This is a genomic window from Streptococcus sp. IsoGale021 (assembly GCF_031142795.1).
Taxonomy (GTDB): Bacteria; Bacillota; Bacilli; order Lactobacillales; family Streptococcaceae; genus Streptococcus; species Streptococcus hominis.
This window is the reverse complement of sequence record NZ_JAKZJH010000001.1, coordinates 174311-199365: the sequence shown is the minus strand read 5'-3', so window position 1 is coordinate 199365 and position 25055 is coordinate 174311. Positions and strand designations below refer to the sequence as shown.

At 39.2% G+C, this 25055-nt stretch carries 28 protein-coding genes and 1 pseudogene; 27 read left to right on the top strand and 2 right to left on the bottom strand.

The window, feature by feature from the left end; translation table 11 throughout:
- Nucleotide 1 precedes the first annotated feature (1 nt).
- The gene (locus tag RG565_RS01070) at nt 2-199 is read right to left on the bottom strand and encodes a helix-turn-helix transcriptional regulator (RefSeq protein ID WP_003038356.1); all 198 of its coding nucleotides are present in this window, start codon (nt 197-199) and stop codon (nt 2-4) included.
- Between the two features lie 161 nt (nt 200-360).
- Between RG565_RS01070 and RG565_RS01065 the strand changes: the two genes are divergently transcribed.
- From RG565_RS01065 to RG565_RS09030, 7 genes and pseudogenes are all read left to right on the top strand, one after another.
- Entirely contained in the window at nt 361-837 is a 477-nt protein-coding gene (locus tag RG565_RS01065; protein ID WP_195322881.1) for a helix-turn-helix transcriptional regulator, read from the top strand.
- 145 nt (nt 838-982) lie between these two features.
- Nucleotides 983-1987, top strand: coding sequence for a virulence RhuM family protein (locus RG565_RS01060; protein ID WP_247936875.1), 1005 nt, complete (start codon nt 983-985; stop codon nt 1985-1987).
- Between the two features lie 157 nt (nt 1988-2144).
- Complete coding sequence (locus RG565_RS01055; protein WP_247936874.1) at nt 2145-3290, top strand: site-specific integrase; 1146 nt, start codon at nt 2145-2147, stop codon at nt 3288-3290.
- Between the two features lie 94 nt (nt 3291-3384).
- Complete coding sequence (gene mutL, locus RG565_RS01050; RefSeq protein ID WP_247936873.1) at nt 3385-5331, top strand: DNA mismatch repair endonuclease MutL; 1947 nt, start codon at nt 3385-3387, stop codon at nt 5329-5331.
- Nucleotides 5332-5464: 133 nt separating this feature from the next.
- Nucleotides 5465-6055, top strand: coding sequence for a Holliday junction branch migration protein RuvA (gene ruvA, locus RG565_RS01045; protein ID WP_247936872.1), 591 nt, complete (start codon nt 5465-5467; stop codon nt 6053-6055).
- A gap of 9 nt (nt 6056-6064) precedes the next feature.
- The gene (locus tag RG565_RS01040) at nt 6065-6619 is read left to right on the top strand and encodes a DNA-3-methyladenine glycosylase I (RefSeq protein ID WP_049533427.1); all 555 of its coding nucleotides are present in this window, start codon (nt 6065-6067) and stop codon (nt 6617-6619) included.
- Between the two features lie 4 nt (nt 6620-6623).
- Nucleotides 6624-6710 (top strand): annotated as a pseudogene (locus RG565_RS09030) (CPBP family intramembrane glutamate endopeptidase); the annotation flags it as partial.
- A gap of 97 nt (nt 6711-6807) precedes the next feature.
- Here RG565_RS09030 and RG565_RS01035 read toward each other — a convergent pair.
- Nucleotides 6808-7218 carry a helix-turn-helix domain-containing protein gene (locus RG565_RS01035; RefSeq protein ID WP_049533428.1) on the bottom strand — a complete coding sequence of 137 codons (411 nt, stop codon included), beginning with the start codon at nt 7216-7218 and terminating at the stop codon, nt 6808-6810.
- Between the two features lie 269 nt (nt 7219-7487).
- Here RG565_RS01035 and RG565_RS01030 point away from each other — a divergent pair, with 269 nt between their 5' ends.
- The 20 genes from RG565_RS01030 to cps4B all read left to right on the top strand — a co-directional run bounded on the left by RG565_RS01030 (nt 7488) and on the right by cps4B (nt 25054).
- On the top strand, nt 7488-8756 hold the full coding sequence (locus tag RG565_RS01030) for a competence/damage-inducible protein A (protein ID WP_049533429.1): 1269 nt from the start codon (nt 7488-7490) through the stop codon (nt 8754-8756).
- A gap of 47 nt (nt 8757-8803) precedes the next feature.
- Nucleotides 8804-9949 carry a recombinase RecA gene (gene recA, locus RG565_RS01025; RefSeq protein ID WP_049533430.1) on the top strand — a complete coding sequence of 382 codons (1146 nt, stop codon included), beginning with the start codon at nt 8804-8806 and terminating at the stop codon, nt 9947-9949.
- Between the two features lie 86 nt (nt 9950-10035).
- Nucleotides 10036-10434, top strand: a complete 399-nt coding sequence (gene spx / locus RG565_RS01020) for a transcriptional regulator Spx (protein WP_003027770.1) — start codon at nt 10036-10038, stop codon at nt 10432-10434.
- 85 nt (nt 10435-10519) lie between these two features.
- Nucleotides 10520-11089 carry an SP0191 family lipoprotein gene (locus RG565_RS01015; RefSeq protein WP_003040606.1) on the top strand — a complete coding sequence of 190 codons (570 nt, stop codon included), beginning with the start codon at nt 10520-10522 and terminating at the stop codon, nt 11087-11089.
- A gap of 104 nt (nt 11090-11193) precedes the next feature.
- A complete protein-coding gene (locus RG565_RS01010) occupies nt 11194-11751 on the top strand; it encodes an SP0191 family lipoprotein (RefSeq protein WP_049533431.1) in 558 nt (185 codons plus the stop codon).
- Nucleotides 11752-11873: 122 nt separating this feature from the next.
- A complete protein-coding gene (locus RG565_RS01005; RefSeq protein ID WP_009569646.1) occupies nt 11874-12140 on the top strand; it encodes an IreB family regulatory phosphoprotein in 267 nt (88 codons plus the stop codon).
- On the top strand, nt 12140-12559 hold the full coding sequence (gene ruvX, locus RG565_RS01000) for a Holliday junction resolvase RuvX (RefSeq protein WP_049533432.1): 420 nt from the start codon (nt 12140-12142) through the stop codon (nt 12557-12559). The genes RG565_RS01005 and ruvX overlap by 1 nt, the downstream gene beginning before the upstream one ends.
- A 17-nt stretch (nt 12560-12576) precedes the next feature.
- Complete coding sequence (locus RG565_RS00995) at nt 12577-12888, top strand: DUF1292 domain-containing protein (RefSeq protein WP_003027765.1); 312 nt, start codon at nt 12577-12579, stop codon at nt 12886-12888.
- Between the two features lie 200 nt (nt 12889-13088).
- Nucleotides 13089-14330, top strand: coding sequence for a folylpolyglutamate synthase/dihydrofolate synthase family protein (locus RG565_RS00990; protein ID WP_247936871.1), 1242 nt, complete (start codon nt 13089-13091; stop codon nt 14328-14330).
- A 50-nt stretch (nt 14331-14380) separates the two neighbouring features.
- Entirely contained in the window at nt 14381-14818 is a 438-nt protein-coding gene (locus RG565_RS00985) for an SP_0198 family lipoprotein (protein ID WP_247936870.1), read from the top strand.
- 393 nt (nt 14819-15211) lie between these two features.
- On the top strand, nt 15212-16744 hold the full coding sequence (gene cls, locus RG565_RS00980; protein WP_049533434.1) for a cardiolipin synthase: 1533 nt from the start codon (nt 15212-15214) through the stop codon (nt 16742-16744).
- Nucleotides 16745-16807: 63 nt separating this feature from the next.
- Nucleotides 16808-16942 carry a hypothetical protein gene (locus tag RG565_RS00975; protein ID WP_003031261.1) on the top strand — a complete coding sequence of 45 codons (135 nt, stop codon included), beginning with the start codon at nt 16808-16810 and terminating at the stop codon, nt 16940-16942.
- A 54-nt stretch (nt 16943-16996) separates the two neighbouring features.
- Nucleotides 16997-18538: a heme transporter CcmD gene (locus RG565_RS00970; RefSeq protein WP_247936869.1), complete on the top strand. Its 1542-nt coding sequence runs from the start codon at nt 16997-16999 to the stop codon at nt 18536-18538.
- Nucleotides 18539-18644: 106 nt separating this feature from the next.
- A complete protein-coding gene (gene nrdD / locus RG565_RS00965; RefSeq protein WP_247936868.1) occupies nt 18645-20855 on the top strand; it encodes an anaerobic ribonucleoside-triphosphate reductase in 2211 nt (736 codons plus the stop codon).
- An 8-nt stretch (nt 20856-20863) separates the two neighbouring features.
- On the top strand, nt 20864-21004 hold the full coding sequence (locus RG565_RS00960; protein WP_003027756.1) for a hypothetical protein: 141 nt from the start codon (nt 20864-20866) through the stop codon (nt 21002-21004).
- Nucleotides 21005-21063: 59 nt separating this feature from the next.
- Complete coding sequence (locus RG565_RS00955) at nt 21064-21561, top strand: GNAT family N-acetyltransferase (protein ID WP_049514671.1); 498 nt, start codon at nt 21064-21066, stop codon at nt 21559-21561.
- Between the two features lie 9 nt (nt 21562-21570).
- Entirely contained in the window at nt 21571-22074 is a 504-nt protein-coding gene (locus tag RG565_RS00950; protein WP_221739127.1) for a GNAT family N-acetyltransferase, read from the top strand.
- A gap of 4 nt (nt 22075-22078) precedes the next feature.
- Complete coding sequence (gene nrdG, locus RG565_RS00945; protein ID WP_003027750.1) at nt 22079-22684, top strand: anaerobic ribonucleoside-triphosphate reductase activating protein; 606 nt, start codon at nt 22079-22081, stop codon at nt 22682-22684.
- A gap of 184 nt (nt 22685-22868) precedes the next feature.
- On the top strand, nt 22869-24320 hold the full coding sequence (locus RG565_RS00940; RefSeq protein ID WP_268732149.1) for an LCP family protein: 1452 nt from the start codon (nt 22869-22871) through the stop codon (nt 24318-24320).
- Nucleotides 24321-24322: 2 nt separating this feature from the next.
- On the top strand, nt 24323-25054 hold the full coding sequence (cps4B, locus tag RG565_RS00935; RefSeq protein ID WP_268732148.1) for a capsular polysaccharide biosynthesis protein Cps4B: 732 nt from the start codon (nt 24323-24325) through the stop codon (nt 25052-25054).
- The last annotated feature ends 1 nt before the right edge of the window (nt 25055 follow it).

Here is a 25055-nt window from a genome sequence, read left to right as displayed (position 1 = left end):
TCTATTCTTCTGGTGTAAGTAGTTCGTCTATAGTGACGCCTAAATAGTCAGCTACTTTTTGCAATGTCTGAATGTCTGGCTTTTTAGTTCGTTCATAATACAAGGCAATCAAAGCGCTTTTTGAAATACCTGTTTTGTTATGTACGTCCGAAACCTTTTTTCGTCGCTTTGCTAAAAGAACGCGAAAATTATTTTTCATACTTTAGCTCCCCTCCACTAAAAGCCGCAACTTAATTGCGTCATATATTATATATTAGCGCTATTTTTTTGCGTCGTCAAGTATTATTTTTTCTAAAGCCGTAATTTTTTTGCGTATCTTAGAAAAATGTGTTATAGTTTGTTGTGAAAGGCCGTAACAGTATGAATAGATTAAAAGAATTACGAAAACAAAAAAAGCAAACCCAAAAAGAGCTTGCTCTTGAATTAAAAATTCCTTTACGAACTCTTCAAAGTTGGGAAAATAAAGAGAGCCAAATCAAACGGGACAAAGCCCAGATGCTAGCTGACTACTTTGGTGTAAGTGTTGGGTACTTGTTAGGGTATGACGATATTACTAAGGTAGATGTTACTGATGTAGAAACTTTCAAGCTTTTTGAAAAAGTTGCTGATGAGCAAACAAAAGAATTTGGGTTAAAAGAAATAACAGATATTGAACAACTTAAAGAATTAAAATCAGATGCATTGATAGCCCTTAAGTTTATTGAAAGTATTAGAAATAGTTTAACTATTGGTGTTATTAAACCTTATTCTTATCCCTGGAAAATGGAAGAGATTTCTAATATTTTGCTTGATTTGCTCACCACAATAGAACGTCGTGAACAAGAATTGGCTGATTAGTTGTTTAAATCGTTAAATATTTAATAAGTTCACGCGCCACTAAGTTTTTCCATGATTTGCGCGTGATTTCTCAGGGTTCGCTCGGAGTTCAGCAAATCAAACATCTAAAAAATCTAATTTTTAAAACACCAACAGAAAGGAAGCCATGAACGAATTACAATTTTTAATCTATTCAGCAGATAACAACCAAGAAACAGCTAGCGTTATTATACGCGGGGAAACTATCTGGGCTAGTCAGAAAGAAATGGCTAGACTGTTTGGTGTTGGTGTCCCTGCCATTAGTAAGCACTTAAAAAATATCTTTGAAGAGGGAGAATTAGAAGAAAAAGTGGTTGTTTCCAAAATGGAAATAACCACAAAACACGGTGCAATTGCTGATAAAACCCAAACTAAGGATGTCAGCTACTACAATCTTGACGCCATTATCTCCGTAGGTTATCGGGTCAACTCTCAAAAAGCCACGCGCTTCAGACAATGGGCTACTTCGGTACTGCGTGAGTACATGATAAAAGGCTTTGCTATGGATGACGAACGCTTGAAACAAGGGGAAAACCTCCTAGGAAAAGACTACTTCCGCGAACTCTTGGAACGTGTCCGCTCTATCCGTGCTAGTGAGCGCCGTATCTGGTTACAGATTACGGATATTTTTGCAGAAATTTCTATCGATTATGACCCGCAAAGTACACTTACAAAACAATTCTATGCTGATGTACAAAACAAGTTTCATTATGCTATTACTGGTCAGACTGCTGCAGAAATTATATATACGAAAGCAGACCATACCAAGGACAACATGGGACTAACCACTTGGAAAAATTCCCCAGACGGTCGTATCTTACAAATGGATACCCAGGTAGCAAAGAATTACCTAACAGAAAAAGAAATTCGCTCTCTTGAAAGAAGTATCTCCAGCTATTTTGATTACCTTGAAAGACAAATAGAGCAGCGAAAAACCCAGACTATGCAGCAGCTTGCTGAAAGCATTGACCGCTTTTTGACTTTCCAAGAATACGATATTTTAGAGGAGCATGGTAAAATCACTTCTAAGGCTGCTAAGGATAAGGCAAAGTTAGAATATCAACTTTTCAATAAAACCCAAAAGATAAATTCAGACTTTGAGAAAGAGCTTAAAGGGCTGATTGACAAATAACCTCATAAAACGCGTTTTAAGCGCCTGCTTTCTTTTCTGGTATAATTTTACTGTCTTACATAACACAATCGAAAATAAGGGCGTTCTCGTAGCTCTTCGCATGATATAAACCCAATCTAAAACTCTTACGGCTTGCCTGCTGATAGAAAGGGATATCATGAAAATAACAGAAGTCAAAAAGAAAAACGGTACAACTGTATACCGTGTTAGTGTTTATCTCGGTGTTGACCAGGTAACAGGTAAGAAAGCAAAAACTAGCGTAACAGGACGGACAAGAAAAGAGGTTAAAGCAAAAGCTCAACAAGCCCAGATAGATTTTAAACTGAACGGCTCAACCATTCAAAAGACAGTCACGGTCAAGAATTTTCAAGAGCTGGCTAATATATGGCTAGAAAGCTATAAGTTGACCGTTAAGCCTCAGACTTATGAGGCGACATTGAGCAATCTAAGAACCCATATTTACCCAGTTTTTGGGAACAGACAACTTGACAAGATAACGGCTAGTGATATACAAGTTTTTATCAATCAACTATCAAGATATTTTGAAAACTTTGTGACAATACGGTCAATCATCAGGAGAATTTTTCAACAAGGGATATTGCTGCAGCTTGTCACTAATAACCCAGCTAGAGATATTATACTTCCTAGAAGACAAAAGAAGGCTGATAACAAGGTAAAGTTTATTGCTCCAGATGATTTGAAGGCTTTTCTTGATAATCTAGAAAAGAAGCAGTACAAGCGTTATAGTTTGTATTATGAGTATGTCCTTTATCATTTGCTCTTGTCTACAGGGTTACGGATTGGTGAAGCCTGCGCCTTAGAATGGACTGACATAGACCTTGATAAGAGTACAATCACAGTAAATAAAACGTATAACAAAGGCTTAAGGGCAGTTAGTACAGCCAAGACCAAGTCAGCCAATCGAACCATTAGCATAGACAAGAAAACGGTCAATATGCTGCGTCTATACAAGAATAGGCAACGCCAGCTATTTTTCGAGACTGAGGCGCGTGCTCCGTCTGTTGTCTTTGCCACCCCTACAAGAGAATATTTTGATTTGGCAATCAGGCAAAGTGCTTTAGATACCCGTTGCAAAGAAGCAGGTATTCCTCGTTTTACTTTTCACGCTTTCCGCCATACTCACGCTAGTTTATTGCTGAATGCTGGTATCTCATACAAAGAATTACAATATCGCTTAGGTCATGCAAATATTACAATGACCTTAGACATCTACAGCCACCTATCAAGAGACAAAGAAAAAGAAGCAGTAGCTTACTTTGAGAAAGCCATTAGCTCCCTTTAGTCCACAAAAAGGTGAACAAATTGTATTTTTGATAGGTGTAAACATCATCAGAACCTTATTAAATCAACGTTTAGAAAGGGTAAAACCAAAAACTATGTCAAAAATTATTGAACTACCAGAAAATCTTGCCAATCAGATTGCGGCGGGTGAGGTCATTGAGCGACCTAGCAGCGTTGCCAAAGAGTTGGTAGAAAATTCTATTGACGCGGGCGCTAGCCAAATTACAATTGAGATTGAAGAAGCGGGACTCAGGAGCATTCAAGTCATTGATAATGGTGAAGGAATTGAGCATGAGGAGGTTTCCTTGGCTTTGCGGCGGCACGCAACGAGTAAAATTAAGAAGCAAGCCGACCTTTTTCGGATTCGGACTTTGGGCTTTCGTGGTGAAGCGCTTCCGTCTATTGCTTCTGTTTCACGCTTGACAATTGAAACTGCGACAAATGGTGGAACACATGGAACGCTTCTGATTGCGCAAGGTGGAGAAATTGAAACTATAGAACCAAGTAGCTGTCCTAGAGGTACCAAAATCAAGGTGGAAGATCTCTTTTTCAACACACCTGCTCGCTTAAAATATATGAAAAGTCAACAAGCAGAACTGTCTCACATTGTAGATGTAATGAATCGTTTGAGTCTAGCACATCCAGAGGTCGCTTTCACTCTTGTTAATGACGGTAAAGGGATGACACGGACAGCAGGAACAGGAAATCTGCGTCAAGCAATTGCTGGCATTTATGGACTGACAACAGCCAAAAAAATGATTGAAATTTCAGCATCTGATTTGGATTTTGAAGTATCAGGCTATATTAGTTTGCCAGAATTAACAAGGGCTAATCGGAATTACATTACTATCCTCATCAATGGTCGTTACATCAAGAATTTCCTGCTCAATCGAGCTATTCTTGATGGTTACAGTAGTAAGCTCATGGTTGGGCGATTCCCGATTGCTGTGATTGCTATCCAGATTGATCCTTACCTTGCGGATGTTAATGTTCATCCGACCAAGCAAGAAGTGCGGATTTCAAAAGAGAGAGAACTGATGGCCTTGATTTCGCAAGCCATTTCTGCGAGTTTAAAAGAGCAGGATTTGATTCCGGACGCTTTGGAAAATTTAGCAAAATCAACCATTAACCGAGCAAATAAGCCTGAGCAGACGAGTCTCCCACTCAAAGAAAACCGACTCTATTACGATAAAGAAAGAAATGACTTCTTTGTGAAACCACAAGTGTCAGAAGCTCAACCTTCTTTTGAGGAATCTGACCGATTAGACCAACAATCTGCTGATACAGATAAACTCAATTCAAAAGCTGCTTCTGTCAAATTTGCAGAAAGGCAATCTCCTTCTTACAATCAACTAGATCATCCAGAGCTGGATCAGGCGAGCTTAGAGAGAGCTTTAGATAAGTTGGGTGGAGAAGAAACTTCAACTTTTCCAGAATTGGAATATTTCGGGCAAATGCACGGCACCTACCTTTTTGCTCAAGGAAACGGTGGCCTTTATATTATTGATCAACATGCAGCTCAAGAGCGAGTAAAGTACGAATATTACCGCGAAAAAATCGGAGATGTAGATGCTAGTCAGCAACAGCTTTTGGTTCCCTATATCTTTGAATTTCCAGCCGATGATATGCTACGTCTGAAACAACGAATGTCTCTTTTAGAAGAAGTGGGGATTTTCCTAGAAGAATATGGGGCTAATCAATTTATTCTTCGTGAACATCCCATTTGGCTTAAGGAAGAGGAGATCGAATCAGGTATTTATGAGATGTGCGATATGCTCCTTCTAACCAAGGAAGTCTCTATCAAGAAATATCGCGCTGAGCTAGCTATTATGATGAGTTGCAAACGCTCTATTAAAGCCAATCACAGTTTGGATGACTATTCAGCGCGTGATTTGATTTTTCAGTTATCACAATGTGACAATCCCTACAATTGTCCACATGGTCGTCCCGTTTTGGTCAACTTTACCAAATCTGATATGGAAAAAATGTTCCGTCGGATTCAGGAAAATCATACCAGTCTGAGAGAATTGGGGAAATACTAAATATCCTGAAAACAGAGAGTTACCATATTCTCTGTTTTTTAGCTTTTTTCTATCCAATGTGAGGTTTTTCCAACAGCTTCAATTTTTTCTAGTTGAAAATATGATATACTAAAAGGGTTGAAAAGGAGAAGTCATGTACGAATATTTTAAAGGAATCATCAGCAAAATTACAGCTAAATATATTGTATTGGAGGTCAACTCTATCGGCTATATTCTTCATGTGGCTAACCCCTATGCTTACTCAGGACATCTCCATCAGGAAGCTAAGGTCTATGTTCACCAGGTGGTGAGAGAAGACGCGGAGCTCCTTTACGGCTTTGCGACCGAGGAGGAGAAGCAACTCTTTCTCAGCTTGATTTCAGTCTCAGGTATTGGCCCAGTGTCTGCCTTAGCCATCATTGCGGCAGATGATAATGCGGGCTTAGTGCAAGCCATTGAGCAGAAAAACATCACCTACCTGACCAAGTTTCCTAAGATTGGTAAGAAAACAGCCCAGCAGATGGTGCTGGACTTAGAAGGCAAGGTAGTGGCTGCGGATGGTCCGTCAGAAAGCAAGGCGCCCATCCAGACTGTGGATAATCAGGAGCTGGAAGAAGCCATGGAAGCCATGATGGCTTTGGGCTACAAAGCTGCTGAGCTCAAGAAAATCAAGAAATTCTTTGAAGGAACGACGGATACAGCAGAAAACTATATCAAGTCTGCTCTTAAGATGTTAGTGAAATAGGAGAAAGCTATGACCAAACGCTGCGGCTGGGTAAAAATGAATAACCCCTTGTATGTAGCCTATCATGATGAGGAGTGGGGCAAGCCCCTCCATGATGATCAGAAATTATTTGAACTACTTTGCATGGAGACCTATCAAGCTGGACTTTCTTGGGAGACCATTCTGAATAAACGCCAGGCTTTTCGGGAAGCTTTTCATTTCTATGATGCTCAGAAAATTGCTCAGATGACAGATGCAGATCTAGATGGTTTGTTAGGCAATCCTGATATTATCCGTAACAAGATGAAAATTTATGCGACCAGGGCTAATGCCCAAGCTTTTTTGGCTGTTCAAAAGCAGTTTGGCTCGTTTAATGACTATATCTGGTCTTTTGTAGACTTCAAAACGATTGACAATGAAATTTTGAACTACAAGGAAGCGCCAGCCAAGACAGAGCTGTCAGAAAGCATGTCTAAGGAGCTAAAAAAGCAAGGCTTCAAATTTGTCGGTCCTGTTTGTGTCTATTCATTCCTAGAAGCAGCCGGCCTTATCAATGATCACGAAAAGGATTGTGACTGGAAGTAGAACAATGAAAACAAGAAAATTTCAGCTCATTTTTATCTCTCTATATACCATTTTATTCCTAGGCAGAGGGTTGCAGCTTATTGGACAAAAATAGCTGAATTATCCAGTATATTTCCTTATTGACCATAATTAAATGAAAACCTAGAAGTTCCAGATCTCTAGGTTTTTTTGTCATTTTCTTTATTTCCTCATTCTCCTTTCTGCATCCAAATCTTTTCCTTGATAAAGATGCGTAGTTCATAGAAAAGAATAAAGAGGGTGGAGATGAGGAAGCCAGCCATAAAGATATGATGCAAATAGGCAAAAATAGCAATCTCAACCAAAACGGAGAAGAGATAGAAAATGACTAAATAATGCCATTTCTTGGCCTTGCTATCTTCGATGACCTTTTTCTCCAAGCGCTCATCCTCCTTGATGAGTGTGTCCAGTCTGATATCGAACTCCCGACTGATGGCAATGAGATTTCCAATATCAGGGATACCTTTTTCGCTTTCCCAGCGAGCAATGGCGGAGCGGGAAACCTTGAGTCTTTCTGCCAAAGCCTCCTGAGTGAGCTGATTTTGTTGACGAATATCTTTGAGCACTTGTGAAATTTTCATGATAATCTCCTTTCTTTGAATAAAAATATTTAGACGATTTCCTTTTTTCATCTCCATTATAAAAATATTCAAACTATTTGCCAATAGCATTGACCTAACAATCCAGTTATTATCCATAACAAACAATATTTTTAAAGTTTTCCACAGCATGTTGACAAGTGTGTCAAGGAACTTGACAGCTCTTTTTATTTCCTGAAATGAAAATCAACTTTTTTAAGATTTTTTGTGATAAAATAAAATCAATTGCGAATAGTAAGGTAGGAGGTTCTATGAAAGCAGAAATTATTGCTGTGGGTACTGAAATTCTGACAGGTCAGATTGTCAATACAAACGCCCAATTTTTATCTGAAAAATTAGCGAGTCTGGGAGTAGATGTGTATTTCCAAACAGCGGTCGGAGATAATGAAGCTCGTCTGTTATCCATTTTAGAAATCGCTCGAAATCGTAGTAATTTGATCATCTTAACTGGAGGATTAGGTCCAACAGAAGATGACTTGACTAAGCAGACTTTGTCAAAATTCTTAAATCGTAGGTTGGTATTTGACCGAATGGCTACGGAGAAATTGGATCGCTTCTTCGCAAGTAGATCAGACTATGTGCGAACACCCAATAATGAGCGACAAGCTCAGATAGTGGAAGGCTCGACTCCTCTCCAAAACGAAACCGGACTTGCGGTGGGGGGCGTGATTGAAGTCAGTGGCGTGACTTATGTCGTTCTGCCTGGACCGCCTAGTGAATTAAAACCTATGGTAAATAATGAGCTGGTTCCGCTCTTAGCAACTGGTCAAAAATTGTATTCAAGAGTTTTGCGTTTCTTTGGTATTGGTGAAAGTCAATTAGTAACCCTTTTAGGGGATTTAATTGATACTCAAACGGATCCGACAATTGCTCCTTATGCTAAGACGGGAGAAGTGACATTGCGATTGTCCACCAAGGCTACTAGTCAAAAGGAAGCGGATGTTAAGTTTACTCGTTTAGAAAAGAAAATTTTGGCAGTACAGACTTTTGAGAAACAACATTTAGCTGATCTTTTCTATGCTTATGGAGATGATAATTCTCTGGGACAAACAGCTTTTGAACTGTTGAGAAGAGCAGGAAAGACTGTCACAGCAGCTGAAAGTTTGACTGCAGGACTCTTTCAAGCAACTTTGGCAAACTTTGCTGGAGCCTCCAATGTCTTTAGTGGTGGCTTTGTTACCTACAGTATGGAGGAAAAGAGCCGAATGCTGGGCATTTCATTGGCAGGCTTGGAAAAGCATGGGGTGGTTTCAGCTTTTACAGCTGAGAAAATGGCTGAGCAGGCAAGAAAATTGACCGCTAGTGACTATGCGGTGAGCTTAACAGGTGTCGCAGGTCCAGACAGCTTAGAAGGACATCCAGCAGGGACAGTTTATATCGGCCTAGCAACCACAGAAGACGTTCAGTCTATTAAGGTTAATATTGCCGGTCGCAGTCGGACAGATGTACGTGAAATAGCCGTTCTGCATGCTTTCAATCTGCTGCGAAAAACTTTATTAAAAAACGAAAATATGCTATAATGATTAGATAGGCAAAAAAATAATTTATCACTATACAGGAGAAATAAATGGCAAAAAAACAAAAAAAATTAGAAGAAATTTCAAAGAAATTTGGCGAGGAACGTCAAAAAGCGCTAGATGCTGCACTTAAAAATATTGAAAAAGATTTTGGTAAAGGAGCGATTATGCGCCTAGGTGAGCGCGCTGAACAAAAAGTTCAAGTCATGAGTTCAGGTAGCTTGGCGCTAGATATCGCTCTTGGTGCAGGAGGGTATCCAAAGGGGCGGATTATTGAAATCTATGGACCAGAGTCTTCTGGTAAGACGACCGTAGCTCTTCATGCAGTAGCGCAGGCTCAAAAAGAAGGCGGTATTGCAGCTTTTATTGATGCAGAACACGCTCTTGACCCGGCTTATGCACAAGCCCTTGGAGTTAATATTGATGAACTTTTACTTTCTCAGCCAGACTCTGGTGAGCAAGGTCTTGAGATTGCTGGGAAATTGATTGACTCTGGTGCGGTAGATTTGGTAGTTATTGACTCCGTGGCAGCCCTCGTACCACGTGCTGAGATTGATGGAGACATTGGAGATAGTCACGTTGGTTTGCAAGCGCGGATGATGAGTCAAGCTATGCGTAAATTGTCTGCTTCTATTAACAAAACGAAGACAATTGCGATTTTCATCAACCAATTGCGTGAAAAAGTTGGTATTATGTTTGGAAATCCAGAAACAACACCTGGTGGTCGTGCCTTGAAATTCTATGCGTCTGTTCGTTTGGATGTTCGCGGAAATACCCAAATCAAGGGAACTGGTGATGAAAAAGATACCAATGTTGGTAAGGAAACTAAGATTAAGGTTGTGAAGAATAAGGTTGCTCCGCCATTTAAGGAAGCTTTCGTAGAAATCATGTATGGCGAAGGAATTTCTAAAACAGGCGAGTTGATTAAAATTGCGACAGACCTTGATATTATCAAAAAAGCGGGTGCTTGGTATTCTTATAATGATGAAAAGATTGGTCAAGGGTCTGAAAATGCTAAGAAATACTTGGCGGATCATCCAGAAATTTTTGATGAAATTGATCATAAAGTTCGAGTGCATTACGGTTTGATTGAGGATGATGCTGAAGATGAAAAAAATGCAGAAGCAACTAAATCAGCAAACAAGGTGGAGGAAGTAACGCTAGACTTGGATGACGCGATTGAGATTGAGGAATAATTTTTTAAAAATAGGTCGCAAGACGGAGGGATTTTGTGGTATAATATAGTATGATAATAGTACCGTGTGGCGAAAGGAGTACTTACATGATTACAATTTATACTGTCTCAAGTTGCACTAGTTGTAAAAAAGCAAAAACATGGCTCAATGCTCACCAGTTAACTTATAAAGAACAAAATCTTGGTAAAGAAGGAATTACAAAAGAAGAGTTATTAGATATTCTAACAAAAACTGAAAATGGGGTTGCAAGCATTGTTTCTTCAAAAAATCGTTATGCAAAAGGCTTAGGTGTAGATATTGAAGAATTAAGTGTGAATGAAGTGATTGACTTGATTATGGAAACTCCACGCATCTTGAAAAGCCCTATTTTAGTAGATGACAAGCGCCTACAAGTGGGCTACAAAGAAGACGATATTCGTGCATTCTTACCTCGCTCGGTTCGTAATGTTGAAAATACAGAAGCGCGTTTACGCGCAGCCTTGTAAAGAGTGGAATTTCCACTCTTTTTTTATTTCGATGTTTATTGATATTAAAAATATGATAAAATAAAGAATGAGGAGGAGTTAATCCATGAAAAGAAGCCTGATTCTATTAACCATTATTCTTACAGTCTTAGCAGGATGTGGTCAAAAGAAAGAAACAAAATCAAAAACAAGCAAGCAATCAATTGATAGTACGTTGCCAGTTATTGCAAACGCTGAAAAAGAAACAGTTGTGACAAAAACCTTATCATTCCCTAAAACAGCTGAAGGGGTTCAACAAACACAAACAATTACTTACAAAGGCGATCAATTTTTAAGTTTAACGATTGAGCAAATCATGCCGATGAAAGAAGAAATGAAAAAAGTAGTTGCGGAAGTTGGAGTTGCTGAGGCACAAAAATTATTGGAGAAATCTTTGTCTGAAGATGAAAAATTTACACAAGCAAAAAGTTTGGAAGGTTTTTCGACCTCTTTGGAAATTATAAATGAGCAAGAATTGAAGCGAATTCATACTTTTGATTTTCAAGTTTTGGATGTTAATAAAGCCGCAAATACTGAGTATTTAAAGAATATGAAATTAAAAGAATTTTTAAAAATGAAACCAAAAGAATATGTTGAAGATCAGATTGCCAGTGGTGCAACGGAAGTCAATCAATAACTTGTTAAACACGAATTGATTTTTTAGACGGCTCTTTTTGACAACGCTTACAAAAGATGGTATACTATTCTTATAAAGCTCTAAAATACAAGGAGGATATTTTTATGAGAAAATCGGTTGTTTTGTTAGGAGCAAGTTTGTTGCTACTCACAGCTTGTGGTCAAAAATCCGGTCAGAATCAGTCAGGGAATAGTAAGACTGGTTCGAGTGTTGTGAAAAAGGATTCTGTTGTGACCAAGTCTTTTCAACAAAAACAGACTGTCCAAGGGATTGAACAAACACTTACGCAAACTATTTCTTATGAAGGAAAAACCTTTAAGAAGTTTGTGATAAATCTTGAACAAATACTTCCTGAAAATATGAAGAGTGCATTAGCGGGTCAAGATTTAGAAAGCACTAAGCCGTACTTGATTTCTGCTTTTGAAAAGGCTGCAGGATTGGATAAATTTAAGTCTTTGGGCGGTGTTGATGTTAAAACAGACATTACAAAAGACTATATTATTAAAGTTACAATCAATATTGATATGAGCAAAATCAACCTTGATGAAGCATCAAAACTGGATACATATGGCTCTATGTTTTCAACTATCAAAAATTTAACACCCAAACAATATATTGAATCTGTCAAAGCAGCTGGTGCTAAAGAAGTTGCAAATCCATGATTTTATAGGTGTATATGAAACAAAAAAAGCTGAATTTATTCAGCTTTTTTCAACCCCTTTCATTTGTGAAAAGCCTTGAAATGTGCTATAATATAGGTATTCTAGTGAAAGAAGGTGTAATTGTGGGATTTACAGATGAGACAGTACGTTTTAATCTTGATGATTCAAACAAAAAAGAGATTAGCGAAACATTGAAAGATGTCTATGTGTCGCTGAATGAAAAGGGGTATAACCCAATCAACCAAATCGTAGGATACGTGCTTAGTGGTGATCCTGCGTATGTACCTCGCTATAATAATGCACGAAATCAAATTCGTAAATATGAACGTGATGAGATTGTAGAAGAATTAGTTCGTTATTATTTGAAAGGGCAAGGCATTGATCTCTAATGAGAATGATGGGGTTAGATGTTGGTTCAAAAACAGTCGGTGTCGCGGTTAGTGATCCACTTGGTTTTACAGCTCAAGGACTTGAAATTATTCCTATTGATGAAGAAAAAGGGGAATTTGGTTTTGATCGTTTGAGTGAGCTTGTAAAAGAATATAAGGTTGACAAGTTCGTTGTAGGACTCCCAAAAAACATGAACAATACAAGTGGTCCGCGTGTCGAAGCAAGTCAGGCCTATGGTGGTAGACTGGAACAGCTGTTTCAGCTTCCTGTTGACTATCAAGATGAACGCCTAACAACGGTAGCTGCGGAGAGAATGTTGATTGAGCAGGCAGATGTGAGCAGAAAGAAGCGGAAAAAAGTGATTGATAAGCTCGCAGCGCAGCTCATATTGCAGAATTATTTAGATCGAAATTTTTAATAAATAAAGGAGAAAACATGGCACACGATCATAACCATGACCATGAACACGAAGAGCGTGAATTGATTACGCTAGTAGACGAGCAAGGGAATGAAACTTTGTTTGAAATTCTCTTGACCATTGACGGAAAAGAAGAATTTGGTAAAAACTATGTTCTCTTGATTCCAGCTAGCGCAGAAGAAGATGAAAATGGCGAGGTAGAAATTCAAGCCTACTCGTTTACTGAAAATGAAGACGGAACAGAAGGTGATTTGCAACCAATCCCAGAAGATTCAGATGCTGAATGGGACATGATTGAAGAAGTTTTCAATAGCTTTATGGAAGAATAAAAATTGTGTATACTAGCTTTTCATATTACAGACGATGAAGAGATTAAAAGGCTGTGTGAATCGTTATTTTATGGTATACGAATGAATGGTTGGTTTAATTCCTATGTGGAGCAAGAGTGCTAACTATTCAAGTGAGTTGTGGGGTGTGACATGAACCAAAGTCTGGTTCTGTTTCACCCTCTTTTTGCTGGGAGAAGAATATGAATGAAATTGAAATGTGGTTGGAAAGTCGCATTGGACTAAACTTTCGCTCTGGTTTAGACCGAATGAGTCAGGCGGTAAGTCTTTTGAATCATCCTGAAGAAAATTATCCCATTATTCATGTGACAGGAACGAACGGGAAAGGCTCAACGATTGCGTTTATGAGTCAGCTATTCGTGCAGCACGAAAAGAAAGTAGGGACCTTTACGTCGCCTCACATGGCAAGTGTTCATGACCGGATTTGTATCAACCATGAACCCATTTCTGATGAAGATTTCACTCGGCTGGGACGCCAAGTTCAGGAAATGGAAAAACAGCTTCGACCGATGCATAACCTACTTTCTTATTTTGAAATTTTAACGCTTATGGCTTTATTGTATTTCAACGAAGAGCAAGTAGATGTGGCTTTAATTGAAGTGGGTATTGGTGGGCTTTTAGACACGACAAATGTGGTGACAGGAGATATTGCAGTGGTAACGTCTGTGGGTTTGGATCATCAAGAAACCTTAGGAGACTCCATAGCCGCCATTGCGGAGCAGAAAGCAGGGATTTTTAAGGAGAAAAAAGTGGCTGTCATCGGACCACTGGCTGAAGAAGCGAGAAGGATCTGTGAACTGCGTGCGAAAAAGCTAGATGTTGTTTTGTACGAATATGGCAGAGATTTTTCGTTTTCAAAGGGACGATTTTTCAGCCCAGATGTGAATATTCCTCATCTAAAGTTGAGTCTGGCAGGTACTTATCAGGAAGAAAATGCCGCTGTTGCTTTGCAAAGTTTTCTTTTGTTTATGGGGCAACACAGCTGGCAAGTGCAAATAGAACTAGTACGAAAAGCTCTGCAAGAGACACATTGGGCAGGGCGGCTGGAATATTTTGAGCGAGGAATTTATCTGGACGGGGCTCACAATTTACCAGCTTTGTCCCGTTTGGTGGAGTTTATTCGTCAGCAAGAACGGAAAGAAATTTTTCTCTTATTCGGTGCTTTGAAACGCAAAAATTATCAGGGAATGCTGTCTTATCTAAAACAAGAATTGCCTCATGTGCAGTTATTCGTAACGACATTTGAGGATGACGGTGCAATAGACAAGCGGAATCTGACAACTGAAACCTATGTTTCCTCTTATCGGGAGTTTATTGAACAATTTATTAAAAGCGCTAATGATAATCAGCTCCTTTTTGTGACGGGTTCTCTTTATTTCATTGCGGAAGTTCGTGCTTTTCTTTTGGAGAAAGAAATTGACTGATTGAAACGAGAAATAGTAGAATAGAAATGTAATCAAAAAGGAGGCTAAAAATGGTACAATTAAAGAAATTCAGCTACATCGCATTTTTTCTGATAGGACTTATCATTTTGGCATCATGCGCCAAGTCTAACCAAACTTCACCGTCTTCTCAATCTGTCTCAAGCAGCCAATCAACTACAGTCTCAAGTGAGAGTAGTGCTTCGTCAACTATTGCAGAAAATTCGTCAGAAAAATTAGACGGTACTTATAAAGGTATGGACGAAGAAGAAGAGATTACTTTGGTTGTCAAAGGAAATAGTGGTACGTGGACAGAAAAAGAGCCAAACGGTAAAGAGAAAGTAAAACAGGTGAGCATTGATCCGACAAATCAGCGAATGACGATTGGTGATGACATTGAGCGTTATATGATTGATGGCAATCGGTTAACGATTGAGGATATTGAGCAAGAAAATGGAGAAAATGATACAGTCGTTTTAACGAAGCAATAACCTGTCTAATGTTGGTGCAAAATTTCTTGATCAAAATTTGATATGATCTTGTGAAAACTAGGACGCGTTTGATTTAAGTTTATTGATTCATACAAGTCGATAGGAGAAGTTGCATTTGTTTTAGCGAATTATTCACAAAGGGGCTTGCTTCATGAACTTTATCTGTTGCCTTTAACTGCTTTCTAAATTGGTAGTGGACAACAATCAGTATTCTAGTTAAAATGTAGAAATAGGGAGTAGGAGAGAAAGTTGATGGTTACGAATCACAACTTTGCTTTTACTCTTTTTTGCTCTAATGAAAAAATACTTTGAATATCGAAGAATGAGTGATTCTGGCTTGATTTATTAGGGAATCCCCGTTATACTAGTACTAAGTAAAAGCAGGGGGAGAAAATGAATCTTAGGAAATTTCAGCTATTGATGTCAAAATATGGTTTTAGTATTATTATCATGGTACTAGAACTTGCACTCATTTTTTGGTTTTTCTTTTGGCTTGGTCGCTGGACACCTACTTTATGGATTGTCTTTGTGATTTTATTCAGTCTGGCAACGATTTTAGCGATTGTCAATCGCTCAATGACACCAGAAAGCAAAGTAACTTGGCTCTTGGTAGCGTTTGTTCCAGTCATTGGCCCCTTGCTTTATTTGATGTTTGGTGAGCGCCGATTGTCCAGAAGTGAGCTGAAACAGTTAAAAAATATGGATCAGATGAAATTTCGTGAGGACAATAGCTATGAGTTGCGGTTAGACTTGAAAAAGACAGATAAATCAGCTTACGGGATTATCAAGTCGCTTCTCAGCATGGATCATAATGCGGATGTTTACGACGGCACGGAATCGCAATTTTTCCCTTTGGGAGAAGCGATGTTCCAGAAAATGCTGGAAGATTTACGCAATGCAGAAAAATTTATTTTTTTGGAATATTACATTGTAGAAGAAGGTCTCATGTGGAATAGTATTTTGGATATTCTGCGTGAAAAGGCAGCCCAAGGTGTGGAAGTGAAAATGCTCTATGATGACATTGGCTGTATGGCAACTCTTTCGGGAGATTATACCAGCCGATTGCAGGCTATGGGGATTGACGCTCATAAGTTTAACAAAGTGATTCCGCGGATGACGGTGGCTTATAATAATCGAGATCATCGGAAAATCCTCGTCGTTGACGGGCAGATTGGCTATACTGGTGGCATCAATCTGGCAGATGAATACATCAATCACATCGAGCGATTTGGTCACTGGAAAGACGGCGGGATTCGTCTGAATGGGCGCGCTGTGAAAGCCTTGACACGGCTGTTTCTGATGAACTGGTATATCAACCGTGGGAAAATCAGTGATTTCGATCGCTATCATTTGGATAACAAAGCAGTAGATGCGCCAGGGCTCTATATTCCGTACGGAAGTGGACCGAAGCCCATGTACAAAGCTCAAGTGGGTAAAAATGTCTATCAAAATATAATCAGTCAGGCGACAGATTATGTGTATATTGCCACGCCGTATCTAATCATTGATTACGATTTGACGGAAGACATCAAAAATGCTGCTATGCGGGGGGTAGATGTCCGCATTGTGACACCTTATATTCCAGATAAAAAAATCATTCAGCTCATTACGCGAGGAGCTTATCCAGATTTAATGGCGGCTGGGGTTCGGATTTACGAATATACACCGGGCTTTATTCACAGTAAGCATGTAGTGGCTGATGATGACTTTGGTGTTGTCGGAACAATCAATTTTGATTACCGCAGCTTAGTTCATCACTATGAAAATGCTGTTTTGATGTATAAAACGCCTTCTATGTTTGACTTGAAGCGAGATTTTGAGGAGTTGTTTGAAACCTCACAAGAAATACATGAAGATACCATTAAAAATACCTGGTATCAACGCTTGATTAAAGAAATTGTCGAATTATTTGCACCGATGCTATAAAATTCTTCTTGCAATGAGAGGAATTTTTTCTTTTTTACGAATAATCTAGTAAAAGGAGGCAGAATGGTCATAGGTTTATCACGTGAAGAAAAGGAATTTTTGAAAGAGTATGTGGCTGTAAGTTATCATCGTTTTCGAGAATTGGAATACTATGCTTTACTTTTGCAAAAGATGCAGAACTTGTCAGAATCAAGCTGACAGATAGGGAAGATTTTGATATACTAGATAAGACTGATATCAAGGAGAATCTTTATGTATGATACAACGCCTGAACAAGAGATGAAAGAGACAGTAGCAGAGACGCTTCACGAAGAGAACGAGAAAAAATCGGTTTTTATAGAGCTAACGTCGACTCCTTTTGTCGTTTTATTTTTGTGGAGCTTATTATTGAGCGTTTTGAGTGTCGCTAATCCATTGCTAACTAATCTTGCCACAAACCTGCAATCTCAAAATTTATATGCAGGTTGGGCAATGGCGCAAGGGCAGGTTATTTATGGAAATATCTATGGAACGAGTGGTCTGCTTTATTATTTAGCTAATTGGGCGGGGGGTCTCTTCATTGGCAATATTTTCTTTGCGGTAATGCAATGCTTGGCTTTGTTTGTTGCAGGAATTTATCTGTTTAAAATTGTATATCAATTAACGACTGTAAAAAACACTTCTATCAAAATCCTTTCTTTATTCTATTGTTTGACGCTCGCTTTAGGCTGGGGCGGCTTATACTCTAGTATTTTTGCTTTTCCTTTTGTATTTGGTGCGCTATACTTTCTGATGCGCTACGTGGCAGGAGAAGCTAGTGACAGAGGCTTTATTGGTTTTGGTGCTCTTGGTGCGCTGATGTTTATGACGGACCCAATGACAAGTCTTGTGTTTTATCTGGTGGCTTTCATTGCTTTGTTAGTCTATAATATTGGGGCAAAGAAAAAAGCACGTGGTCTTTATCAATTTTTAGCTACACTTGTAGGCTTTTCGCTTGTGTTTTATCCTTTGGGATATTATACAGTTTTAAATGGTAGTTTTGGTCTCGCCATTAGTCAGATTCTTTATCCGTTGGAAAGTCTGCATTTTTCAGGGCAGCACTTGTTGTATAATGGTTTGCTTTATGGCGGACTCATTATTGGGCTTGGCGTAGTTGTGACTTGGGTGAGAAGTTTTTCATTGCCAACGAATTCTTTAGAACGATTTCTACAACTCTTTAGTTTTTTAGCTTCTCTCTTTCTTGTTGGATTTGTTTTCTTTTTGCCAGATTGGGGAGCTTATCAACTGTTGCCGATTTTGCCATTTTTTATGGTTCTAGTCAGTATGTGGCTTGGGAAACAGTCGTTCAATAGAGGTGGAAGGCACAGTAGAGTTCAAAAATCTTCGTCTGTTTTCGGAACTTATATCACAAAGAATGCTTTTTTACCGCTTCTAGCAATGATTTATTTAATTGGTTTTCCATTTGTCAATCAGTATGTTTTATCGATAGGCGCAACAAGTGAGCGTATTTCTGCGGCAAATTATATCAAGAGTAAATCAAAGACTACTGATAAAATCTATGCTTGGGACACAACAGCAGCTCTTTACCAAGCGAGTGGGCGCCTATCTGCGGTACCGATTTTAACCCCTAGCTTGTACAAAGGAACAGATGAAAATCAAATGTCCCTAGTGAATAGCTTGAAAGAAACGACACCAACTTATATTTTGGTCAACAATCAAGTGTCTGTTCTTCAAGATGTCCAAAAACAATTAAAGGAAAATTATCAGCAGACAGACTTGAAACTCACTCATTTCAAGCTGTATAAGTTGAAATAGCAAATCAATATCTTGTGTTTGAAACAAAAAATAAAGTTTTTCACCACAAGATATTGATTTTTTTTGTTGGAGTGATATAATATGTCTTATACGAATGGAGGAGCTCATGATTGCATTAAAAGAAGACACAGTACAAGGATTTGCTGATATTTATGTAGAAAAACGTGACGGTCGTCGTGTGGCTTTTGACGCAGATAAGATTTACAAAGCTCTTGTCAAGGCTAGTCAAGAAGTAACGACGATGACTCCGTTGTTAGAAGCAAAACTTGAAGGCATTACCAATAAAATCGTAGCAGAAGTAATTGCACGTTTTCCTGCGGGCGTTAAAATTTATGAAATTCAGAATATCGTTGAGCATGAATTACTGAATGCCAATGAATATGCCATTGCAGAAAGCTATATTACTTACCGCACTCAACGTGATTTTGCGCGCTCAAGAGCAACAGATATCAACTTCACAATTGGCAAATTGCTCAACAAAGATCAAGCAGTTGTCAATGAAAATGCAAACAAAGATAGCGACGTTTTCAATACTCAACGAGATTTGACAGCGGGGATTGTTGGAAAATCAATCGGTTTGCAAATGTTACCGCCACATGTGGCAAATGCGCACCAAAAAGGAGACATTCACTATCACGATTTGGACTACAGTCCATATACGCCAATGACAAATTGCTGTTTGATTGATTTCAAAGGCATGTTGGGAAATGGTTTCAAGATTGGAAATGCAGAGGTAGAAAGTCCGAAGTCAATTCAAACTGCGACTGCGCAAATTTCTCAAATCATTGCCAATGTAGCTTCTAGCCAATATGGTGGCTGCTCTGCTGATCGAATTGATGAAGTTTTGGCGCCTTACGCTGAAAAAAATTATGAAAAACATTTGAAGGATGCGCGTGAATGGGTGCTTCCTGAAAAGCAGGAAGAGTATGCATGGGCAAAGACTAAAAAAGATATTTACGATGCCATGCAATCTTTGGAGTATGAAATCAATACCTTGTTTACCTCAAATGGACAAACGCCGTTTACTTCACTTGGTTTTGGACTTGGAACCAATCGTTTTGAGCGTGAAATTCAAAAAGCTATTCTTCAAATCCGCATCAAAGGTCTTGGCTCTGAGCACCGTACAGCTATCTTCCCTAAATTGATTTTCACGTTGAAGCGTGGATTGAATTTAGAACCTGGTAGTCCAAACTACGACATTAAGCAGTTGGCCTTGGAATGCGCTACGAAACGGATGTATCCAGATGTCTTGTCTTACGACAAGATTGTGGAATTAACAGGTTCTTTCAAAGTTCCAATGGGGTGCCGTTCTTTCTTACAAGGTTGGAAAGATGAAAATGGTCAAGAAGTCAATTCTGGTCGTATGAATCTTGGGGTTGTAACTGTCAACCTTCCAAGAATTGCCCTCGAATCTGAAGGTAATATGGATAAATTCTGGGAAATCTTCAATGAACGGATGAACATCGCTGAAGATGCCCTTGTCTATCGTGTGGAACGTACAAAAGAAGCAACACCAGCCAATGCTCCTATTCTTTATCAATACGGTGCTTTTGGAAAACGTCTTGGCAAATATGATAAGGTGGATCAACTCTTTAAACATCGTAGAGCTACGGTTTCTCTCGGCTATATTGGCCTGTATGAAGTAGCGACTGTCTTTTATGGTGGTGAGTGGGAACATAATCCAGAAGCCAAGAAATTTACAGTAGACATTGTTCGTGAAATGAAACACCGTGTAGAAGAATGGTCTGACCAATATGATTACCACTTCTCTGTTTATTCTACACCGTCTGAAAGTCTGACCGACCGTTTCTGTCGTTTGGATACAGAAAAATTTGGTCTTGTGAAAGATATTACAGATAAGGAATACTACACCAATAGTTTCCACTATGATGTCCGTAAAAATCCAACGCCATTTGAAAAGTTAGACTTTGAAAAAGATTACCCAGCAGCGGGTGCGTCGGGAGGCTTTATCCACTATTGTGAATACCCTGTTTTGCAACAGAATCCAAAGGCGCTTGAAGCTGTTTGGGACTATGCTTACGATCGTGTGGGCTATCTAGGAACCAATACGCCGATTGATCATTGCTACAAGTGCGATTTTGAAGGGGATTTCACACCAACAGAGCGCGGATTTACTTGTCCAAACTGTGGCAATAGCGATCCTAAGACAGTTGATGTTGTCAAGCGGACTTGTGGTTATCTTGGCAATCCTCAAGCTCGTCCAATGGTGAATGGTCGCCACAAGGAAATTTCAGCTCGTGTTAAACACATGAACGGCTCGACGATTAAATTTGAAGGGCATCATGTAGAAAAGTAGGAATTCTAATGGGAAAATATCAATTAGACGATAAGGGCAAAGCGCAGGTGGCACGCTATCATGAAAAGCATTCCAAAGGCGGAGTCAATAAAAAAGATCGTGTTGCAAATTTGCGAGAACAATTCTTACAAAAAACAAAGAAAAAATAGGAGAAAGAGTGAGGTTTGCATGAAGCTAGTCTCACTCTCTTTCTATCAAGGTGAGAAAAATGGAATTAAGACGACCAAGATTAGAAGATAAAGAGGCGGTGATAGACCTCATACTAGAATTTGAAAGGTCGAATGCTGCACACGATGGCGGTTTTTGGGACAAGGAAAATTTCGTTTATGAAGATTGGATTGCTGGAAACCAAGATGCGGAAATGGGTCTCAATATTCCTAATACATGGGTGCCGGCTATACAGTTTGTTGCCTTTGATAAAGGACAGGCTGTTGGCTTTCTAAATTTACGTTTGCGTCTGAATGAACATTTACGCGGACATGGCGGTCATATTGGTTATAGCGTTCGTCCAACTATGCAGGGGAAGGGCTATGCGACCGCTATGTTGAAAGAAGGGCTTCTTGTTGCTGCTTCAAAGAATATCCACCGAGTGCTAGTTACTTGTGCGGAGGACAATTCTGCTAGTAGGGCAGTTATTTTAAAAAACGGGGGCATATTAGAAGACATCCGACAGGGCACCGAACGCTATTGGATAGATTTGAATTAGGAGTAATTTATGGAATTACGAAGACCAGAATTGGCAGATAAAGAAGCGATACTTGAAATGATTGCAGAATACAAAGAGCAGGGGCTTCTCATGAATGGCGGTGTAGAAAGCACTTGGGCATGTGCAGAAAATTACGAAGATTGGTTGCAAATCAATCGTGATCAAGAGGCAGGACTGAATTTGAAAGAAGGGCGTGTTCCAGCTATTTTGTTTGCTTCCTTTGCAGATGATCGTGCATTAGGTTTTTTAGGGCTTCGTATGACACTAAATGATTTTTACTTAGAGTTGGGCGGGCATATTGGCTATGGCATTCGGCCTAGTGAGCGGGGGAAAGGGTATGGTAAACAACAATTAGCCTTGGCTTTACTTGAAGCCAAAAAATTAGCGCTCTCTCCCGTTCTGATTACTTGCGATATGGATAATGCTGCTAGTCGAGCAGTGATTTTGGCCAATGGTGGAGTGTTGGAAGATGTACGAGCTGGGAAAGAGCGCTATTGGATAGATTTGGGGTAGAAAAATGACATGGAATACACCGAAGCCAGGTGAGTGGAAAAGCGAAGAGTTAAGCAAGGGTCGCATTATTGACTACAAAGCCTTTAATTTTGTAGATGGCGAAGGGGTGCGTAATTCCCTCTATGTTAGCGGCTGCATGTTCCATTGCGAGGGCTGCTACAATGTAGCAACTTGGTCTTTTAATGCAGGGATTCCTTATACGCAGGAGCTTGAAGAGCAAATCATGAAAGATTTGGCAGAGCCCTATGTTCAAGGTTTGACCTTGCTTGGCGGAGAGCCTTTTCTCAATACAGGTATTCTCATTCCCTTGGTTAAGCGGATTCGTAAGGAATTGCCAAATAAAGATATTTGGTCTTGGACGGGCTACACATGGGAAGAAATGATGTTGGAAACACCCGATAAGCTGGAACTGCTGAGTCTTATTGATATCCTTGTTGATGGACGGTTTGACAAAGCCAAGAAAAATCTCATGCTGCAATTTCGCGGTTCTTCTAATCAACGAATCATTGATGTGCAAAAGTCTCTCAAAGCTGGGAAAGTGATCATTTGGGATAGACTGAATGATGGCACAGAAAGTTTTGAACAAGTTAATCGAGATAAAACAGAATAAATTTGAATCAAGGCAGGACTGAATGTTCCTGCTTTTTTGTTGTTTGGAATGTAACAGCGAAGAACCGCATTGAAAACGCATTTATCATTTAAGGTTTTTGTAATTCTTAAAGAATGTTTAACTTTCAGTTATTTTATGCTATAATAGGGATAATAAAATGGATATTTTTGCATAGGAGTTTCAAATGGCCAAAAAAAGATCGCGCTCTTCTAAGAAGAAAAGCAATCGGATCTTAAATATTGCTTTACTAGTCATCTTTGCATTGTTAGCAGCATTGTTGATTTCTTCAATGTTCCGATATAACATTTTAGCCTTTCGGTACATGAATGTTTTGGTATCAATCTTGCTAGCAGTTGTAGCACTAGGGACTGGCTTTTTAATTTTTAAAAACAAAGCGCGTGTCACAACGACGATTATACTGATTTTAGCGATTCTGGCAAGTTCAGGTGCGATGTATGCGGTTAAAGAAGTGCTAGATTTGTCTAATGGGCTAAATGCAACTTCCAACTACTCTGAATATGAAATGAGTGTGGTAGTACCGAAAAATAGCGATATCAAAGATATTAGTCAGGTCAAAAATATCCTCGCTCCGACAGCGAATGACGGAAAAAATATTGAAGCATTGACAGATAACTTAGCGCAAACCAAGAAAGTCAATCTAACGGTTGATCAGTCTTCGTCTTATCTAGCGGCTTATAAGTCTTTGATGAATGGCGAAGCGAAGGTTATGGTGTTAAATAGCGTCTTTGAAAGTGTGATCGAAAATGAATATCCAGATTACGCTTCAAAAATTAAGAAACTCTATACCTACAAGATTAGTAAAAAAATAGATAATGCTCAATCACCAACGACAAATAACGATGTATTCAATATTTATGTTAGTGGCATTGATACCTATGGTCCTGTTTCGTCTGTATCTCGCTCGGATGTAAATATCATCATGACGGTGAATCGCAAGACGAAAAAAGTGTTGTTAACAACAACACCGCGTGATGCTTACGTACCGATTGCTGATGGCGGCAACAATCAAAACGATAAATTGACGCACGCTGGTATTTATGGTGTGGAAGCGTCCATTCACACATTGGAAAATCTCTACGGCATCAAAACCAACTATTACATTCGACTTAATTTCACTTCTTTCCTCAAATTGGTGGACCTGCTAGGTGGAATTGATGTTTATAATGACCAAGAATTTACAAGTCTGCACGGGAATTATCATTTTGGCGTAGGAGATGTTCATCTAAATTCTGAGCAGGCTCTAGGCTTTGTGCGAGAACGCTATTCATTGAGTGGTGGTGATAATGACCGTGGTAAAAACCAAGAAAAGGTCATTGCGGCTATTATTAAAAAATTGACTTCAACACGCGCTTTGAAGAATTACAATGCTATTATTTCAGGACTACAAGATTCAGTTCAAACCAATATGAGTCTTGAAACCATGATGAGCCTAATCAACACGCAACTGGAATCTGGTGGTAGTTATACCGTGACTTCTCAGGCAGTTACGGGAGAAGGTCGTACGGGACTTCCGTCTTATGCCATGCCAGATGCCAATCTTTACATGATGGAGTTAAATCAAGATAGCTTGAATGCAGCCAAAGTGGCAATTCAGAAAGTGATGGAAGGAAAATAAGATTGATTGATATTCATTCGCATATTGTGTTTGATGTGGATGACGGTCCCAATACACGTCAGGATACGCGAGATCTTTTGACAGAAAGTTATCGCCAAGGAGTTCGAACGATTGTTTCAACGTCTCATCGTAGAAAAGGGATGTTTGAAACGCCTGAAGAAAAAATCGCGGCAAACTTTCATGAGGTTCAGCAAATCGCTAAAGAAGTAGCAGACGATCTCACTATTTTGTATGGGGCTGAAATTTATTATACCAGCGATATTTTAGAAAAATTGGATAAGAAAATCATCCCAACTTTAGGCGGAACGAGTTATGCTTTAATTGAATTTAGTATGACAACTCCGTACAGAGAAATCCACAGCGCTTTAAATAATGTGCTCCGTTTAGGAATTACCCCCGTTGTGGCCCACATTGAGCGTTATCATTGCTTGGAGAATGAAACGAAAAAAGTGCAGGATTTGATTAATATGGGTTGTTATATGCAAATCAACAGCTCCAGCGTCCTCAAACCGAAGTTATTTGGTGAAAAATATAAATTCATGAAGAAGCGGGCACAATTCTTTATGGAACAGGATTTAGTGCACTTTGTGGCGAGTGATATGCACAATTTAGGTCCACGACCTCCTTATATGCAAGAAGCGTACCAAATCATCTCTAAAAAGTATGGCAAAGCATATGCTGATGCACTATTTCGCGAAAATCAAGAAATATTATTAAAAGACGAATTAATTTAGG